Origin of the sequence: Oribacterium sp. HCP28S3_H8 (genome assembly GCF_052064775.1) — a bacterium.
Classification (GTDB): Bacteria; Bacillota; Clostridia; order Lachnospirales; family Lachnospiraceae; genus Oribacterium.
In genome coordinates this window covers 158,102-174,674 of record NZ_JBQHUZ010000008.1, presented here as the reverse complement: position 1 = coordinate 174,674, position 16,573 = coordinate 158,102, and the positions used below count along the sequence as shown (strand labels likewise).

15 protein-coding genes and 1 tRNA gene are annotated in these 16,573 nt (G+C 46.0%); 6 read left to right on the top strand and 10 right to left on the bottom strand.

Going from position 1 to position 16,573, the window contains the following annotated elements:
* Positions 1-270 precede the first annotated feature (270 nt).
* The gene (locus ACTNEN_RS10760; protein ID WP_441206417.1) at positions 271-1,794 is read right to left on the bottom strand and encodes a UxaA family hydrolase; all 1,524 of its coding nucleotides are present in this window, start codon (positions 1,792-1,794) and stop codon (positions 271-273) included.
* 254 nt (positions 1,795-2,048) lie between these two features.
* Between ACTNEN_RS10760 and ACTNEN_RS10755 the strand changes: the two genes are divergently transcribed.
* Positions 2,049-2,960, top strand: coding sequence for a LysR family transcriptional regulator (locus tag ACTNEN_RS10755; RefSeq protein WP_441206415.1), 912 nt, complete (start codon positions 2,049-2,051; stop codon positions 2,958-2,960).
* Positions 2,961-2,973: 13 nt separating this feature from the next.
* Here ACTNEN_RS10755 and ACTNEN_RS10750 read toward each other — a convergent pair whose 3' ends face one another.
* From ACTNEN_RS10750 to ACTNEN_RS10740, 3 genes are all read right to left on the bottom strand, one after another.
* Complete coding sequence (locus tag ACTNEN_RS10750) at positions 2,974-3,423, bottom strand: DUF3237 family protein (protein WP_441206414.1); 450 nt, start codon at positions 3,421-3,423, stop codon at positions 2,974-2,976.
* 221 nt (positions 3,424-3,644) lie between these two features.
* Complete coding sequence (locus ACTNEN_RS10745; RefSeq protein WP_441206412.1) at positions 3,645-4,937, bottom strand: SLC13 family permease; 1,293 nt, start codon at positions 4,935-4,937, stop codon at positions 3,645-3,647.
* Positions 4,938-5,111: 174 nt separating this feature from the next.
* A complete protein-coding gene (locus tag ACTNEN_RS10740) occupies positions 5,112-5,945 on the bottom strand; it encodes an MBL fold metallo-hydrolase (RefSeq protein ID WP_441206411.1) in 834 nt (277 codons plus the stop codon).
* 126 nt (positions 5,946-6,071) lie between these two features.
* Here ACTNEN_RS10740 and ACTNEN_RS10735 point away from each other — a divergent pair, with 126 nt between their 5' ends.
* A complete protein-coding gene (locus ACTNEN_RS10735; RefSeq protein WP_441206410.1) occupies positions 6,072-7,019 on the top strand; it encodes a LysR family transcriptional regulator in 948 nt (315 codons plus the stop codon).
* Positions 7,020-7,210: 191 nt separating this feature from the next.
* On the opposite strand, the gene ACTNEN_RS10730 is transcribed toward ACTNEN_RS10735, so the two are convergent.
* Positions 7,211-9,049 (bottom strand): ABC-F family ATP-binding cassette domain-containing protein, encoded by a 1,839-nt coding sequence (locus ACTNEN_RS10730; protein WP_441206408.1) that lies wholly within the window; start codon positions 9,047-9,049, stop codon positions 7,211-7,213.
* Between the two features lie 220 nt (positions 9,050-9,269).
* Between ACTNEN_RS10730 and ACTNEN_RS10725 the strand changes: the two genes are divergently transcribed.
* From ACTNEN_RS10725 to ACTNEN_RS10715, 3 genes are all read left to right on the top strand, one after another.
* A tRNA-Val gene (locus ACTNEN_RS10725) sits at positions 9,270-9,342 on the top strand.
* A 188-nt stretch (positions 9,343-9,530) separates the two neighbouring features.
* Entirely contained in the window at positions 9,531-10,040 is a 510-nt protein-coding gene (locus ACTNEN_RS10720; protein WP_441206407.1) for a methylated-DNA--[protein]-cysteine S-methyltransferase, read from the top strand.
* Between the two features lie 83 nt (positions 10,041-10,123).
* The gene (locus tag ACTNEN_RS10715; RefSeq protein WP_441206405.1) at positions 10,124-10,660 is read left to right on the top strand and encodes a DUF2726 domain-containing protein; all 537 of its coding nucleotides are present in this window, start codon (positions 10,124-10,126) and stop codon (positions 10,658-10,660) included.
* A 28-nt stretch (positions 10,661-10,688) separates the two neighbouring features.
* Here ACTNEN_RS10715 and proC read toward each other — a convergent pair whose 3' ends face one another.
* The 4 genes from proC to ACTNEN_RS10695 all read right to left on the bottom strand — a co-directional run bounded on the left by proC (position 10,689) and on the right by ACTNEN_RS10695 (position 15,294).
* Positions 10,689-11,534: a pyrroline-5-carboxylate reductase gene (gene proC, locus ACTNEN_RS10710; RefSeq protein ID WP_441206403.1), complete on the bottom strand. Its 846-nt coding sequence runs from the start codon at positions 11,532-11,534 to the stop codon at positions 10,689-10,691.
* A gap of 162 nt (positions 11,535-11,696) precedes the next feature.
* Positions 11,697-12,374, bottom strand: coding sequence for an NAD(P)H-hydrate epimerase (locus tag ACTNEN_RS10705; RefSeq protein WP_441206401.1), 678 nt, complete (start codon positions 12,372-12,374; stop codon positions 11,697-11,699).
* Positions 12,375-12,464: 90 nt separating this feature from the next.
* Positions 12,465-13,772, bottom strand: a complete 1,308-nt coding sequence (locus tag ACTNEN_RS10700) for a DUF362 domain-containing protein (RefSeq protein ID WP_441206400.1) — start codon at positions 13,770-13,772, stop codon at positions 12,465-12,467.
* 298 nt (positions 13,773-14,070) lie between these two features.
* Entirely contained in the window at positions 14,071-15,294 is a 1,224-nt protein-coding gene (locus ACTNEN_RS10695) for an NAD(P)-dependent oxidoreductase (RefSeq protein WP_441206399.1), read from the bottom strand.
* A gap of 130 nt (positions 15,295-15,424) precedes the next feature.
* Here ACTNEN_RS10695 and ACTNEN_RS10690 point away from each other — a divergent pair, with 130 nt between their 5' ends.
* Positions 15,425-15,853, top strand: a complete 429-nt coding sequence (locus ACTNEN_RS10690; protein ID WP_441206398.1) for a NusG domain II-containing protein — start codon at positions 15,425-15,427, stop codon at positions 15,851-15,853.
* Between the two features lie 272 nt (positions 15,854-16,125).
* On the opposite strand, the gene ACTNEN_RS10685 is transcribed toward ACTNEN_RS10690, so the two are convergent.
* Positions 16,126-16,353 carry a hypothetical protein gene (locus ACTNEN_RS10685; protein WP_441206396.1) on the bottom strand — a complete coding sequence of 76 codons (228 nt, stop codon included), beginning with the start codon at positions 16,351-16,353 and terminating at the stop codon, positions 16,126-16,128.
* Positions 16,354-16,573 lie beyond the last annotated feature (220 nt).

The window sequence follows — 16,573 nt, the reverse complement described above, 5'->3', positions numbered from 1 at the left end:
GGTCTCGCATGTTTGTAAGAGAGAATCCATACCCCTCTCTTACGCCTATAATTATTAACTTGTAATACTCATCCGAGATAGTGGGTATGGAATCTCGGATTACAATTGAGACTTTATCGTATTCTGCTGCCTGCACTATCTATGAAATGCAGCTGTCCAGCTTTACCCATTTATGACATTATGATTATGTCAATCACATATACGCACCATAGCTGCATATACGCGCTGTTTACGTCTCAATCCCCTTGCTTATAAATATCCGCAAGTCCATCAGGTAATGGGCGCCGGATTAAAGACGCAGAGATCATTGGCAAAGCCATACTGCTCTGTATATGGTTTCTTTATGCCGGAAGCTACATCCAGGATAAAATCAAATAATTCTTCTCCCTGCTCCGCAATCGTTTTATCTCCGACGGCTGCAGGACCTGCATTAAAGTCAATAATATCCGGCCACTGCTCTTTCATTTCATTTCTTGAGCATAGCTTGATCACCGGTGCCGCAGCAAGACCGTATGGAGTGCCTCGTCCGGTCATAAACACTTCAAGACCCATACCGGAAGCAAGCTGGGACGGGCCGCAGACAAGATCCGATGCCGGTGTAGCCGCAAAAATCTCCCCATGCTTTGTCGGACGGTCTCCCGGAGACAGTACCTCTACAATCGGAGATGATCCGGATTTTGCAATGGATCCCATGGATTTCTCGATGATATTGGAAAGACCTCCTTTTTTGTTGCCAGGAGTCGTATTGGCACCACGATCCACTCCGCCCTTACGGAGATAATTGTCGTACCATTTCATTTCCTCTACAAGACGCTTGCCAACTTCCTCATTGATGCAGCGATGCGCAATAAACTGCACGCCATCCCTCACCTCAGTAACCTCGGAAAACATTGCGGTACCACCGCCTGCGACCAGCAGATCCGCAGCATACCCGGCTGTCGGATTGGCAGTGATGCCGGAAAACGCATCTGAACCACCACACTGCATGCCGACAAGAAGATCCGAGAGGGGAAGCTCCTCCCGTCTTCTTTCATTCAAAATCTTAAGCTTCTTTTCCGCCATTTCACAGATGGCATCCATCATCGCCTGATATCCTTTGTACTGCTGGAGGACAATGACATTTTCCGGAGTATTGAGTTCAGGCCACCACTCACAGAAACGATCTGTGGTGAATTTCTCACATCCCAGAGAAACCAGCATAAACACACCACCAAAATTCGGATGCATGGCAATGTTTCTCAAAATCTTTTGTGGAATGTACGCATCCGGCGCATCAATCGCCACACCGCAGCCATACGGATGGTTGATTGCCACCACATCATCCACATGAGGATATTTAGGCAGAATCTCCCGCTTGATTCTCTGGATTGCAACATTCAGCACACCGGCGACACACTGCACGGTAGTGTTGATACCCAGAATATTTCTTGTCCCCGCATAGCCTCCTCTCGGGTTGCGATACCCCATCCAGGTGGTTCTCTTAGGTTTTGGCAGATCCGTACGGATATTGGTGGCAAATTCCATCTTATCAAGATCCGGAGCCGGTGCCATGATGAGATTTTTTTCATTGATCCAGCCGCCCTTGGGGATATCCTCGGATGTCGTCCCCAGTACTACCCCATAGCGGATGACCTCGGAGCCCTTGGGCAGGTCCATCAGCGCAATTTTATGCGCCTGTGGAATATCCGTCGCCGTAACGACGCCGGGCATCACCTCTGTCCCCTTCTGAAGGTCATGGATCGCGATTGCGACATTATCTTTATCCGTAATACGGATACAAAGCTTATTAGCCATTGTTCCCTCCATAAATACTACTCAATAGAATATTCATTTTCCTGCTTGATGTATTTATTATAGAGCGCTACAATGATTAAGTAAAATTAATTAATATTACGCTTTTATAAGTGAATCTAATTGACTGTTTCATAGCACGAAACCAATACGCGGAAACATTCGCATAGAAATATTCGCATAGAAACATTTAATGAAATAGAAACTTTTAACTAGAAACCTTCAGTACGGTAATAGAATTTTAGAATAAAGATTGTATGGATACCAAACAGATCGAATATATCCTTAAAATTGCAGACGAGGGTTCTGTCACCAAAGCTGCGGAAAAGCTGTTTATCACGCAGTCTGCTCTTTCCCAGCAACTGCAGAAGCTGGAAAAAGAACTTGGCGCGCCCCTTTTTGTAAGAAGCAAGTCCGAATGGACGCTTACGCCGGAAGGTAAGGTCTATGTGGAAAACGCGCGGGAGATGCTTCGGATCAAACAGAAGACCTATACGATGATCGCGGATATGGTAAACACCCATAAAGGCTATCTCTCTGTCGGGATGACTCCTGGACGTGGTTCAGATATGTTTGCATACGTTTATCCGCGATTTCACGATCTCTATCCGGAGTTTACCATCGAGCCCAGAGAGCTTAGTGTCCGGCAGCAGCAGGATGAAATCCGGAGAGGTGAGCTGGATATTGGTTTTGTCACTCTCACAGACCAGCAGCGTACCATTGATGAGTATATTGACTTGTTCCGTGAGGAAATATATCTGGCACTTCCGGAGGAGTACCCTATTGATCCTAAATTTTTAAGCGGGAATGATCCCTATCCGGTTATCCCGCTCTCACTTGTTCAATATGAGCCTTTTGTCATGATGTACAAGGAGTCTACCATCCGGAAGCTGGTGGACCAGATTTTCCGGGACGCAGGCTTTGCCCCGACGGTTCTTTTTGAAACCTCCAGCAATACGACCATCCTCTCCATGATCCGTGCGCGTCTTGCCTGTGGTCTGATCCCGTATCATTATGTTAAAAAGCATCCCAAGGGTGTCAAGTTTTACCGTCTCCCCTTCCATCCCACCTGGAAGGTCTGCGTCACCTACCAGAAAAACTCATATCTCAGTAACGCAGCAAAGGATTTTATCCAACTGGTGAATGAATACTGGAATCACGGGAAGTAAAGACGTGAACTTCTCACGCCTTTACTTCATGTAAAATTTCATAATAGCGGATATGCAGGTACCCGTCCTCCTCACGCATTCCCTCTCCGATAAACTGGTTACGATGAAGGTACGGAACCAATTTTGCAGAATCCGTAATAAATGCCGGTGCACTGATCCAAGGTTTGGGACGTTCTCCGTTGGTAAAGTACGCATTGTTTTCCAGATAGATGTGACAGTCCTGACCATCGCTGTCCTTCCCGGTCAGCATGTAACGCGCCGACATGTGCCGCACTCCCGCCTGGTTTGTGACCTGAGTATCTACTCCGCAGGGCTCTATGATTCCGTTAAAGAGATCACTCTGCACCGTACCTCCAAACGGAATCATTTTGACATGTCCAAGTTCACTGTCCATCTCCACAATCCGGTCCGGATAGGTCTCCACAAGTAGTTCCATCACAAGCTTTCCTTTTTTGATCTCCATAACACTCTCCAATCCGCCGCCTTGACCTGCGACATAAATAATGATAAAAATCTGTTTTCTTAGACAAAAGTTCCACAGTTTTCTTTTACATCCTTATGTTTCCATGTGCTTAGTATAACACACAAAAATCCGGGGCACAGAATGGCGCCCCGGATTTTTTATGGATTGTTACTTAAGTTTTTTCAGTTTTATCCGTTTGTGTTGCGGTCTTTGTACTGAGATTATCCAATAGGGTACAATAAAGTTGCAGATATGGTACATGAAAGAATCGCCAGAATCATGTACGGTAGTGTAAACTTCAGCACCTTGCCCGGGTTATACTCGCCTGCCGCAAAGGCAACGGCACATTCACCAGATCCAGATGGGAATGCTACTGCAAAATAGTTTGCCGTTCCGATGATGAGTACAAGCCCTCTCGGATCCCAGCCTGCAGCAAGCGCTACAGAAGCCGCGATCGGAATCAGCACCGATTGTGTACCCATGTTGGAAATGAAAGTCGTCATAATAACCGTTGCCGCAGAAAAAATCAGATTAACCTTAAGCGCACTTGGATTCTCTCCAATGATCTTTAAGATAAAGTTACCGATGACATCCGCCGCGCCGGAGGAACCGATCGCATCCGCCACAATCAGAACACCTGCAAGCATCCAGATCATGTCAACCGTCATATCCTTTGCTGCTTCCTGCGCTGTAATACATCCTGCAAAAATCAGGATAATCACACCAGCAGCAGGTGCCAGATACATAAACTGTCCGGTCACTTTATTAAAAATCAGGCAAAGCATAACAGCTACAAATACTACATAAACGATCTTCTGCTTACCCTCCGGGAGCAGCTCCACTTCCTTGCCCTTTTTAAGCTTGGACGTATCAACACCTGCTCCAACTGCTTCATCCTTAGGCATCAGCTTCCAGCAAAAAACGCAGTACAGTGTAAGTACGATCATCGGAATAATCGCAAACTTAAACGGATCAAGCAGCGTCAGCATATAATCCGGATTGTTGACAATGCCTTCATAGAAACCATTAAGCGTTGCGAATGTTGTCGCACCCAGTCCAACCGGCAGGCGGAACTTCCATGCAACCATAACTCCAAGAAGCGGAAGGATCAGCCGATGCGCTGTAATCTCGCCACTGTTATCAAGAGTCGTAAGAAATACAACCAGGATTGCAAGTGCCGCTGTAGATGGCACAAACTGTGAAAAGATGGCTGCAACGCCATAAAATGCCAGGATCAGGAGGATACCTCCTTTGCCCTTCAGTCCATTTAAAAGCCCGGAAATCTTACCCACAAGAGCTGTCTTAGTAAGGACAGAGCTCAATGCCAGGATCGGTGCAATCAGGACAACCGTCTTGTTACCAAATCCCGTAAATGCCTTGTTAAGCTCTACCACTCCTGTCATAGCAAGCAGCAGACAGCAGAGCATCGTTGTAACACCAAATGGTACCTTGTGCCAGATAAACATCACCATCATAAATAACGTGATGAGCAGCACGATTGTTAACTGTGACATACTTTACCCCTTTTACATAATCATCTTTAATTCTTTCCAGATGATTTATTTACTTTTATTTTCTGACGTATTTTTGAATGATTTCCAGACGTTTCTTCGGATTTTAATCCGATCTGCTGAAACACGATTCTCCACAGCTGTTTCATTCAAAGTTTTAAGCGGTTGCCCCCATCATTACATCAAAGCTTTGACCTGACGAACTCTCTCTCTGATAAAATCAGCCCAAACGGTTTCATCATAGTAGATGTTGTTTTCGTTGGTATACTGACCCGCACGATCCACGATTTCTATCTGGTTGGGATGACTTGGCAGCGCAATATCCACATGCATCGCCTCGAGCTTTGCTTCATCCGCAAAGAAACGGTCGCGAAGCGCCGGTGTCAGCATCTTGCTGGTGCTATAGTACTGATCATTCATTGTGTTGGCTCCGACACCGCCATGCATTGCAACTGTGTAGGTCTTACCGTCCGCCGGATTTACTTCCTCCCAGAAAAAGCTGGTACATCCAATCGTATGTCCTGGTGTAAGCATTGTGCGGATCGAAATATCTCCCAATGTGACCGGAGTATCATCGCTGTAAAAATGATCTACCTTAAAATCCTGTGGATGCGAATCCTTATCCAGAACCAGTGTCTCCTCCGGCACCTTTTGATAAAACTCCCAATCCTCCTTGGACATCCAAAGCTCTGCTCCAGTTAGATGCTGCATCAGAGCCGCTGCTCCGCAATGGTCAAAATGCGCATGACTTAAAAGAATTTTTTTGATATCCGAAGGCTTGTGACCTGACTGATAAATACCGTTTACCAGCATGTAAGCGCTCTCCGGGATTGCAGTATCAATCAGGATGCATCCCTCACTTGTCTCAATAAGGTAAGCGCCTACCCAGGTCTGTCCTGAAACATACCAGGTTCTCGGTGAAACCTGAAAAGCATCAATTGCCATATCCCAAGGGTGATATGCAAGCGTCGCTACCGGATCCTTCGGTGCTTTTGTACATCTAAAAGCCATTGTTTTTTCCTCCTGAACCATCTTGTCAACGATTTATCAAAACTATATACTGAGGATGATCTTAATTCAACTTATAGTTTTTAAGATGATGTCTTAGATATTTTGATTTCACAGGAGGATATCGTTATGGATCTGAAGCAGATTGAAAATATCGTAATGATCGAGAAGGAAGGTTCGATTTCAAAAGCCGCAGACAGGCTTTACATTACACAGTCCGCTCTTAATCAGCAGCTTCTGCATCTGGAAAAGGAGCTTGGGGTGTCTTTGTTTGACCGCGTGAAACGAAGCATGGTTCCAACGATGGCCGGCAGGATCTATCTCGAAAATGCACATCGCATCCTTTCGATCCGTGACCAGACCTATAAAAGAATCAGTGACATCTCACATGAAAAAACAGGAGAAATCTCCATAACATACACACCGGAACGGGGTTCCCGCATGTTTCAGACCATTTTTCCGGTATTTCATCTCCTGTATCCGCATATTGTATTTAGAATAAAAGAAGCAAGAAACAAAGAGATGGAAACCTTATTGGAAAACCGGGAGGTGGATCTCGCATGTCTTTCTTACCGGTCTGACAATCGAAATCCGTTGTTTTCTTACATTAAAGGTGCCAGGGAGGAGTATATCCTGGGTGTGCCCGCATCTCACCCGATGGTCAGAGATGTTCTGCCTCTCTCATCTCCCACTGCGCCACTCCCGACACTGGATCTCCGAAAGCTTGCAGACAGTCCGTTTATACTGAGCACGGAAGTTACGAGGGGCTATGATATGGAGCAGGAGATGCTCCGCACTGCCGGCATCACTCCTCCGGTACTTTTTAAGACACAGGATTCCGCCACTCGTCTTGCCATGGTACGACAGCAGATTGCCTCCGCGTTTTTTCCACAGGCGTACATGGATCTGTCTGCCCCAATCCGCTATTTCCACTGTGAACCCTTTCCTGCCTGGACCACCTGCGTTGCATTCCGAAAGGACGACTATCTCACCGTACCGGAGCTTGTACTGGCAGATCTGATCCGGAAATATAACGTACATGCGCTCGATCATAAAGGAATCCTATATAGTAAATAATACGTATGCACAGTACAAGTATGTGAAGCCATTGGCCGAGAACTGCTGTAAGAATATGATATGCTCCCTTCTAGGTAGACAAGAGAAATAATAAAAATCTTGTCCTGCTTGGAAGGGAGCATATCATCGTGTGACATCCTCTATTAAGTAAATTCTCACTCTTATAAATAAATCTTAAATATATTACTCGATCATTCGCTCTGAGACGGGTCCTGCTGCCGCAGCTCCTCGAGACGCTCGGAAGTACTTTCCCAGCTTTCATAGAGATCTGAGAGACGGTCATCGTTAGCTTCATGCTCTTTATGAAGCTGCATAAGCTTCCCGACGTCTGCTGCAATGTCAGGATTCTGGTATTCATCATCGAGCTCCTGATTGCGGGCTTCTAGCTTCTGAATTTCCTGCTCTATGGACTTTAAATCCCGTTCCAGCTTCTGAAGCTCCTTCTTGTATTCCTTCTGCAGCTCCCAGTCGGTTTTCTGTGAGGACTTCAGTTCCGGATTTGGAATCGAGGACTCGCGCTTCCGCTGGGACGAAGCATTCGCATCCAAAACCGAACCGCCGTAACGCCGTACATCATCTTTTTTACTAAGATAGTAATCGTAGTTTCCGATGTAATTATCAAAACGGTTTTCAAAAAGCTCCAGGATCCGCGTAGCAGTACGGTTAATAAAATACCGGTCATGCGAAACATACAGGACCGTGCCCTCATATTGATTGATGGCATCCTCCAGCACTTCCCGTCCTTGAATATCAAGGTGATTGGTTGGCTCATCCAAAATCAGGAAATTGGCATTGGACAGCATCAGCTTGGCGAGGGATACTCGACCCTGCTCTCCTCCGGAGAGATCCCCGATCCTTTTATAAACATCGTCTCCCCGGAACAGGAACGCGGCGAGGACATTCCTGACCTTGGTATTGTTGAGATACGGATAATCATCCTGGATCTCATCAAAAATTGTCTTATCCATGTGCAGCACCGCATGCTCCTGATCGTAATATCCGATCTCAACATTGGTTCCCAGACGGAACTCCCCTGCGCTGGCATCCTCCAGCCTGTTTAAGATTTTGAGCATCGTGGTCTTGCCGGTACCGTTTGCACCGATAATGGCAACATGCTCGCCGCGCTTGATCTCAAAGCTGATATCTGTAAACAAGGTTTTGTCGCCAAAGGACTTGGACAGCCCCTTCACCGAGAGTACATCATTTCCTGACTGAACACTCGGAGTAAGAGCAAGCCGCATTTCATTGTCGATTTCCTCTGGCTTATCCAGACGCTCGATCTTGGCAAGCGCTTTTTCACGGGATTCTGCCCTTTTGATAGACTTTTCACGATTAAACTGCTTCAGCTTGTCAATAACCGCCTGCTGATGCTGAAGCTCCTCCTGCTGATTCAGATATGCCTTCAACTCCGCGTCACGGATCATCTTTTTTTTGGCAGCATACTCAGAATAATTTCCCTTGTACATCCGGGCTCTGCCATGATCCAGGTCAATGATTTTACTTACAACATGATCCAGAAAATACCGGTCATGGGAAACCAGCAGTACAGCTCCATCATAGTGCTTCAGCACCTTTTCCAACCATTGAATCGACTCGATGTCAAGATGGTTCGTCGGCTCATCCAGGATCAGAAGGTCCGGCTTGGTAAGCAGAATTTCCTCCAGACGTTTCCGTGTTTTCTGTCCACCGGAGAGAGAGGCAAAATCATCACTATAGGAATCGAGCTCCTGTTTCAGCGCCCGGTCCTTGGCCTCTGACAGATCCAGTTCCCGGTCCTCCGGCTCCACGCCGGGCATATCGGCATGCTGCTGCGCAAGATATCCAATCTTTTTCCCTTTGGCAAGCGCAATGACCGTGTTGCTGTCATCTGGTTCCTCCTCGCCAAGGATGCACTTAATCAGGGTCGTCTTGCCGGAACCATTGATCCCCACAATTGCGGCCTTCTCTTTATCTTCAATATGGAAGCAGACATCTTTAAGGATCTGCTTACCGACAAATGTTTTATTTAAATTAGCGACGTTTAATATCATAGTGAAGCTAGTATAAATGAATCCTGAAGCCCATGCAAGTCTTAAGCGACAAAAGGCGGCGCCTGTCCTGAACAAAATATCCGACGGAATCTCCATATCTCAGAGCCGGAAAAGTGCATCATATCCCCAACTGGTTAAAAAATGGATAAAAGATGTCCGGAAAAGTCTTGGCATTTCTGAAATTTGTGATAGAATTGACAATTGTTTAGAAGATTTGCCTGGAGGGTTAGCTCAGCTGGTAGAGCATTTGCATCACACGCAAGGGGTCGCAGGTTCGAGTCCTGTACTCTCCACGGAATTAGGGCCTTGAGAATGACGGTTATTAGCCATTCTTAAGGCTTTTTAATAACCATTATCCGTTTAAAACCTGTTGACATTTGTTGACAAGTTCTAAATCGTCTGTCTGATTTACACATTATAAAAAGAAAAAACGCAGTCATATCCACCTGATCCAGGTTTCTTGCAGAAAGGATATCTCATCATGAATTATCTGCATCACTACACTTCGCCGCTTGGCAATATGACAATGGCAAGCGATGGAACAGCTCTTACCGGTCTCTGGTTTGATGATCAGAAATACTTTGCTCTTGGCATAAATGGAAACGTAGCGGAATCGGACTTCCCTGTATTTTATGAGACCTCCCGCTGGCTGGATCTCTACTTTAGCGGCATCTGCCCGGACTTTACTCCGAAGCTTCATTTAAGAGGAACCGATTTTCAGAAAATGGTCTGGTCCATCCTCCTGACGATCCCTTATGGCAGCACACGAAGCTACCGGGAAATCGCTGATCAGATCGCAGCAATGCGTGAGGTCGCGCACATGTCGGCACAGGCGGTTGGAGGGGCAGTCGGACATAATCCGGTTTCCATTATTGTGCCTTGCCATCGGGTCCTTGGTTCAGACGGAAGCCTGACCGGATATGCCGGCGGGCTGGAGAAAAAAAGATATCTGCTGGAGCTGGAGAGCGCAAACGGAAATAATTTGGCGTAAGCTTTCCGGCATGTTTTACCACAGTCATTTGTCTTAGCTCTCAACTGGATTTTTGCAACGGCTTTATGGTAGAATCTACAGCTATGATACAGACATTACAACACCTGAAACAATTTTTACATAATCCTGATTTAAACCAAAGCCATCTGTCGGTATGGCTTCTTGTACTTTTACTGTTTCTGATTCTCTTAATCAGAAAACTCCATAAAGAGCGGAAGTTTAAGCCGATCCATCATTATCCTTACGCAGCCAAGAACCTCCTGACCAATACGGAATATGCTTTTTTCCGTAAACTCCGGACCGTAATCCCCGGCTCTTATATGATCTGCCCCAAGGTGCGTCTCGAGGATCTCTGCTATGTGACGGACAAGCAGGATTATCTCCGTTATCGCGGATATATCCGTTCCCGCCATGTGGATTTTGTGATCTGTGACTTTAACTGCAATATTCTCCTGGCGATCGAGCTGGATGACGCAAGTCACGAGGATCGTACGGCACGCCAGATAGATGATTTTAAAAACAAATTATTTAAAAAAATCGGCATCCCTCTGTACCGTGTTCCGGTGCAGGAAAATTATCAAAAGGACCTCGATCTGATCATCGAGGCCCTGAAAAAATAAACTATAGAATATCGTGACAGCTTGCAGTTTACTTGCCCTCTATGGCTTTCACCGCGTCAATGACCGTTCCCCGGAAGCCATGCTCCTCAAGAGACGCAATGCCACGGATTGTGGATCCGCCTGGCGAGCAGACCTCATCCTTCATGGCTGCAGGATGCTTGCCGCTTGCAAGCTGTAATGCCGCCGTGCCTTCCATCATCCTGGCTACCATCTGGTATGCAGTAGCTCTCGGTACGCCATACATGACAGCAGCATCTGCCATGGCTTCCATAAAGACGTCTACAAATGCCGGGGCACATCCTCCGACAATGCCCCCAATATCCATAAGCCTGGTATCTACCGGTATCAAAAGTGAAATCCTGCCGAGGAGTTCCTCCACAAGCTTGCTGCTCTGCTCTGTCAGAGTATTGACCTTTTCTACGATAAAAATACCTTTACAGATCGATACCGGAGTATTGGGGATAGTACAGAGAAGCTCAGCCGACTCCGGAAGAAGTCTTTCTTTCTGAAATCTCTCCAGTGTATATCCCCAGGCAACGGAGATCACAAGCTTTCCGCTAAAATGCTTCGCTGCCGGACGGATAAGCTCCGGGATTTTATCCGGCTTTACAGCAATGAATATCACATCTGTATGATCCGCAACCTCTGCTGCATCATGACAGGCGTGTGCCGTTGGGGCAGAAGCATGCGCGTCCATATGTAGCTCTGTAAGTGTGCCAAGCTCCTTGCATTTTGCCGTAAGCTTATCAAAATGTCCGGCACATGCATAGATCTTGTCTGCGGAAATGCCGGAGCGGACCAGTCCCTCCGCGATCGCTCCTCCCATGTTTCCAAGTCCGATAAATCCAATTTTAAGTTTCTGTACTTCTGCCATCCTGTATCCTTTCTATGCACAGATAATCAAGCTTCATCCTACTAGATTGCTCCGCGCGAATCACACCTTATCAGATCTGATCCCATCTTACTTTATAGATCCGGTCGTAACGTATCTTATCAGATTTCATGGTTTCTAAATTTGATTTCCGAGTCCGAATATTTATCTCCCGGCAGATTTAAGTCTATCATAAACCTCGTCCGGAATGCCGATATCCTCTACCAGAACTTCACCAGCATAGCTTCTGCCCGGATCCCGGAGCATACCGATTTTATTCCGTCCAAATGTAATCGTAACATCCGCCTGGATGCCTATACCCATCAGCTCGCCTGTATCCGAATTGATGCCGGATGGCACATCGATCGCAAGCGTAAAAGCATGGGGATGTGCATTCGCCTCCGCAATAAAGCTCCGATAATTACCCTCAATCGGACGGTGCAGCCCTATCCCAAAAATTCCATCAATCAGGATATCTCCATCCGGAAGCGGATCTCCTTCACAGTAAAGTCGGACCTCGCCTCCTGCCTGCGTAAAGTAAAAGAGCTGATACAGCATCTCCCAGCTTGCTTTCTCCGGTTTACCGATGATATAGACCCTGGGTTTATATCCCGCCTTAAGCAGTATCCTCCCGGCACATACACCATCGGCTCCATTATTTCCGACCCCCGAGAGTATGCTGATGCTGACATTTTTCTGATCTGCATAGTGCTTTATGATATAATCGGCTACCTTGGCACTGGCATGTTCCATAAGTTCAAGTGATTTCATGCCAAGCGTTTCCATGGCATACCGATCCGCTGCCTTAGCCAAAGTTCCGGTAATCGCTTCATGATCTGACATAAGATTTCCTCCGAGGTCTATGATACTCTATAATTATAACTCAGGAAACCATCTTTGGCAGCACCGGTCTTAACTGCTCTTAACCCATGATCAGCAGATCGGCGTAATCAGATTTTCCTCCTGATCCCATAAAAGCTCCTCCGGTCCTCCCGTTGCTGTGAGTCCTGCATATTTTCCTTCCTGCACATCTTTGTAGTACGCTTCCGACAGCATAATGTCAGCGATATGGAGAGAATTGGAAATCCGCACAATCCGTGGATTTGTCTTATCAATACGGTTGCAGGTCGTAATGCAAAACTGAATGGCTTCCTTATCGGTAGCCAGTACAATCGGAATGGACGAGGAGGAAATAACAGTATTGGTGATGCAGTTGGCGTACATCTGCTCGACGTCCATCGCATCAAAAATCTTTTTGGTGATTGCACTCGCAAGCCCGGTTCCGAGCGCGTTGCCATGAGATTCGGCTGTAAGATTAAGAAATGCCGATCTCTGCACCTTGATGCCCCCATGCGCATATGGAGTGGAGAATGTCCCTGTAATATTGGGATCCACACCGGAACCGGAAAAGTTTTTGCCGATCCAGTCAACGATCAGCACATCGCCCTCTCCCACAAGAAGCGATGGCATATTTTGAAATGCAAGCTTGAGAAGCTCCGACTCCCGTTCAATGATATTTTGAGGCTGGATTGCTTCAATCTTCATGGTCTCATCATACGCATTTTCAAGGCACGGAATCGCAAAAAGAATTTTGCCGGAATTAAGCACAACCTGAGCCATGTCCGGTATATTTTCCGCAATATGATCCATCCCATCGGCATGAACCAGTGCTGCACCTTTCTGTTTTCCAAGCCCGACAGTCATCATCTTGCAAGGACCGGACTCTACCTTTCCTCTAAAGGCATTATGCGGTTTCAGACGGCAGGAGACTATAATGCCATCGGATAAGAATGCATTTTTGTCGAGATATACGGTTTTTCCAAGGGTAGATTTTCCAAGCTCCACAACTTCCATCGAGGATTTAATCGGACATCCCATAGATTCCTCGGTAATGTTATAGCTTCGCAGTACTTCTACCTGACCCTCTGCCGTTGCACCGCCATGAGATCCCATCGCGGGTACAATAAACGGATCCGCTCCCCGGGACTTCACAAAATCAACGATTGCCCTGGTAATACTATCCACATTCCGTATTCCCCGACTTCCCGCGGTGATGGCGATGTGCATGCCCGGCTGGATTTTGGAAGCAAATGCCTCCTGTCCCATCTCCCTGAAAACCACCGCCGGAATGTCTGCCGGCTCAATTTTTTCTGCTGGAAAACTCTGATGCGCCCGGAACATCCTGGGAATCTGAACGTCCTTTAAAAGTTCTGTAATGATACCGCCACGTGTAACTTGCATAAAACTCCTTTCAAGAGTTCTTTTGCCATATCACAGTGACTGCGCTCCAGACTCTATGTGATGATAAAAATGTGATGATAAAAAAGATACGCTGAAACAACGCCGGTTCTGCACCGGCAAATCCATTATAAGCAAAAAGTCAGAAAAGTGAAAGATTTTTCTCTCCTGTTCTGACTTTCTGTTATATCTTGTTATATGTTGTTCTGGCAGCTCCCACAGTCTGTCCTGTGGAAGTAGTTCATGTTGTTCTGCTATGTCCTACACATCCTGTAAATGATCCCAAGCGTGCAAGTCTGTCTTAATCCTTGAGACTCTGCATATAGCGGTCCATCTCCTCCGCAATTTTTTTGGAGTCATTAACCGCATGTACAACGGTTTTGGCGCCTGTTGCAACATCCCCGGAAGCAAAGACTCCCTTCATGGTCGTCTCACCTTCCTCATCTGTCATAAGATTGCCGCGCTCATTGAGCTTAAGCTCTGTACTATGCTCGACAAGCCGATGTCTCGGAACCTGCGAAACAGAAATCACCACACTGTCAGTTGGGACCAGTCTGGCAGTTTCCTGCTTGATAATTGTATGTCCATCTGCATCTTTTTCTGTATCACAGATCACAGGACCTTCATCCTTGATTTCAATGGCTGTCTTATGGAACTCAAATTTTACACCATCCAGTTTGGCAAGCTCATACTCATCCGGTGAGGCGGAAACCGTGTCACTCCGCACATACACTGTGACATCCCGGCAGCCTTTACGAATCGCTGTCCTTGCTACATCCATAGCAGAATTGCCGGCACCGAAAATTGCAACGGACTTGCCAAGATCTACCACATCCGGGTTGTTGAGATAATTAATAGCATAATGCACATTACCAAAGGTCTCTCCCGGAATCATCATCCGTTTTGGTCTCCAGGCGCCTGTGCCGATAAAGATCGATTTATATCCATCTTTAAAAAGATCCTCAATCGTAATATTACCGCCAATCGTGAAATTAGGACGGAAGAGAATCCCCATTTCCTTCATCTTGGTATAGTAGCGGTCCAGGATACTGTGCGGCAGACGGAACTCAGGGATACCATATCGCATGATGCCGCCGATCTTATCTCTTGCTTCAAAAACAGTAACCTTATATCCCTTGCTGGCAAGAATAATCGCAATAGTAATCCCCGCAGGACCAGCACCAATCACAGCTGCCTTCATGCCATTAGGTTCCGCCATATTGATTTTAATTCTTTCAAAGCAGGAATCCGATATATAATTCTCAATGGAAGAAATGTGTACAGGCTCTCCCTTAATACCACGGATACAATGTCCCTCACACTGCTTGGAATGATCACATACCAATGAGCAGACAACCGACAGAGGGTTATTAGCAAAAAGCATACCGGCTGCCACTTCCAGCTCGTTGTTTTTAAAGAGCCGGATCATCTCCGGGATATTAGTATGAATCGGGCAACCCTGACGGCATCTCGGGTTCTTGCACTGGAGACATCTCTCGGCCTCCTCAAGTACATGTACAGGCATATTTATAATCCCCTTTCTTTTACCGATTTCTATTTCCTGCTATCAATATATCCGTACATTACAAGAAAATTCAAGACTTTTTCTCTATTGTACCTATATTAAAAATCCAACTTTATGTTAAGATATTCACATGCAAAATACATGGATTAAAAATCACAAACGAGATGCCATCCTTTTGGTAATCCTGCTGATCATCCTGCTGGGCAGTATGATCACTCTCTATCTTATGAACCGTCTCCATGGAGAACGGAAGGAAGTCATTATTACGTATGACGGCACAGAAATTGCCAGGGAGCCACTGACAGAAAACAAACGTTTTCTTGTTGCAGATGGACAAATTGCCGAAATCGGTGACGATGTTACCCTGGAGAGTCTAGGCGATCGCGCTGCAGAGTCCAGGCACCTGCTCAATATCGTGACAATCGCGGATCAGCAGGTATCTGTCACGGAGGCGAACTGCCCGGACCACATCTGTGTACAGACCGGACCAATCACCGGTAAGGATGACGGCAAGGTCATTGCCTGTCTCCCGCATAAGCTGATCATCAGTGTAGAATAATAAAGATTGGTAGACTACACAAAAACAAAAGTATAGGAAACCTCCGGATAATACATTTAAAAACTGAATATTGTGTTAATAAAATGCGGTGTCTCTTGTTTCCGAGACATCGCATTTTGTTTCACATTATATGGTACATTTCAATAAATTTATCTGCTTTTCGCTGCTGCGCCGCTCCTTATGCATGCCAGTCTTTAGCAATCCATGCCAGTTTATAAATTGCTTTAATCATGGATATAGAGTGAGATATCAGTCATGTAAAAATCTTTAAGTCAGGATGCCATGGCAGACTCAATAATTTTACTCATCCGACGGTAAAATACCGCCTTTCTCCGTCTGCGCTTCCGCTCCTCTCCAATCTCATAGATCAGATAGCCTCCGGAAGTCAACATGATAAATCCAAAAATTCTAAGCTCCGGGATCGTGGAAAGTGCACAGAACAGTCCCAGCGCCAGAATACCAATAAGTACGATTTCAAAAGTCCTAAGATTGATTCTCATTTTACTACCTTCCTTTCGACAGGTTTTAGTTTATCACAGTACATATGTTTTGTAAACAATTGTTTTGAAATATATGTTCTGTGAATGTCTGTTTGCTTTTTCTTATCTACAGAATATCAGAAGGTATCAGCAAAAAAATGTACATAGAAGCACACAAAAAGCCCTCCGGAATTCTCCGAAGGGCTTTGATGCCGCAAAGCAAAACCTGTGTAAAAGTCTT

Coding starts and splice junctions, on each gene's coding strand:
- ACTNEN_RS10760 (WP_441206417.1), bottom strand. CDS start 1,794: ATGGCTAATAAGCTTTGTATCCGTATTACGGATAAAGATAATGTCGCA.
- ACTNEN_RS10755 (WP_441206415.1), top strand. CDS start 2,049: ATGGATACCAAACAGATCGAATATATCCTTAAAATTGCAGACGAGGGT.
- ACTNEN_RS10750 (WP_441206414.1), bottom strand. CDS start 3,423: ATGGAGATCAAAAAAGGAAAGCTTGTGATGGAACTACTTGTGGAGACC.
- ACTNEN_RS10745 (WP_441206412.1), bottom strand. CDS start 4,937: ATGTCACAGTTAACAATCGTGCTGCTCATCACGTTATTTATGATGGTG.
- ACTNEN_RS10740 (WP_441206411.1), bottom strand. CDS start 5,945: ATGGCTTTTAGATGTACAAAAGCACCGAAGGATCCGGTAGCGACGCTT.
- ACTNEN_RS10735 (WP_441206410.1), top strand. CDS start 6,072: ATGGATCTGAAGCAGATTGAAAATATCGTAATGATCGAGAAGGAAGGT.
- ACTNEN_RS10730 (WP_441206408.1), bottom strand. CDS start 9,049: ATGATATTAAACGTCGCTAATTTAAATAAAACATTTGTCGGTAAGCAG.
- ACTNEN_RS10720 (WP_441206407.1), top strand. CDS start 9,531: ATGAATTATCTGCATCACTACACTTCGCCGCTTGGCAATATGACAATG.
- ACTNEN_RS10715 (WP_441206405.1), top strand. CDS start 10,124: ATGATACAGACATTACAACACCTGAAACAATTTTTACATAATCCTGAT.
- proC (WP_441206403.1), bottom strand. CDS start 11,534: ATGGCAGAAGTACAGAAACTTAAAATTGGATTTATCGGACTTGGAAAC.
- ACTNEN_RS10705 (WP_441206401.1), bottom strand. CDS start 12,374: ATGTCAGATCATGAAGCGATTACCGGAACTTTGGCTAAGGCAGCGGAT.
- ACTNEN_RS10700 (WP_441206400.1), bottom strand. CDS start 13,772: ATGCAAGTTACACGTGGCGGTATCATTACAGAACTTTTAAAGGACGTT.
- ACTNEN_RS10695 (WP_441206399.1), bottom strand. CDS start 15,294: ATGCCTGTACATGTACTTGAGGAGGCCGAGAGATGTCTCCAGTGCAAG.
- ACTNEN_RS10690 (WP_441206398.1), top strand. CDS start 15,425: ATGCAAAATACATGGATTAAAAATCACAAACGAGATGCCATCCTTTTG.
- ACTNEN_RS10685 (WP_441206396.1), bottom strand. CDS start 16,353: ATGAGAATCAATCTTAGGACTTTTGAAATCGTACTTATTGGTATTCTG.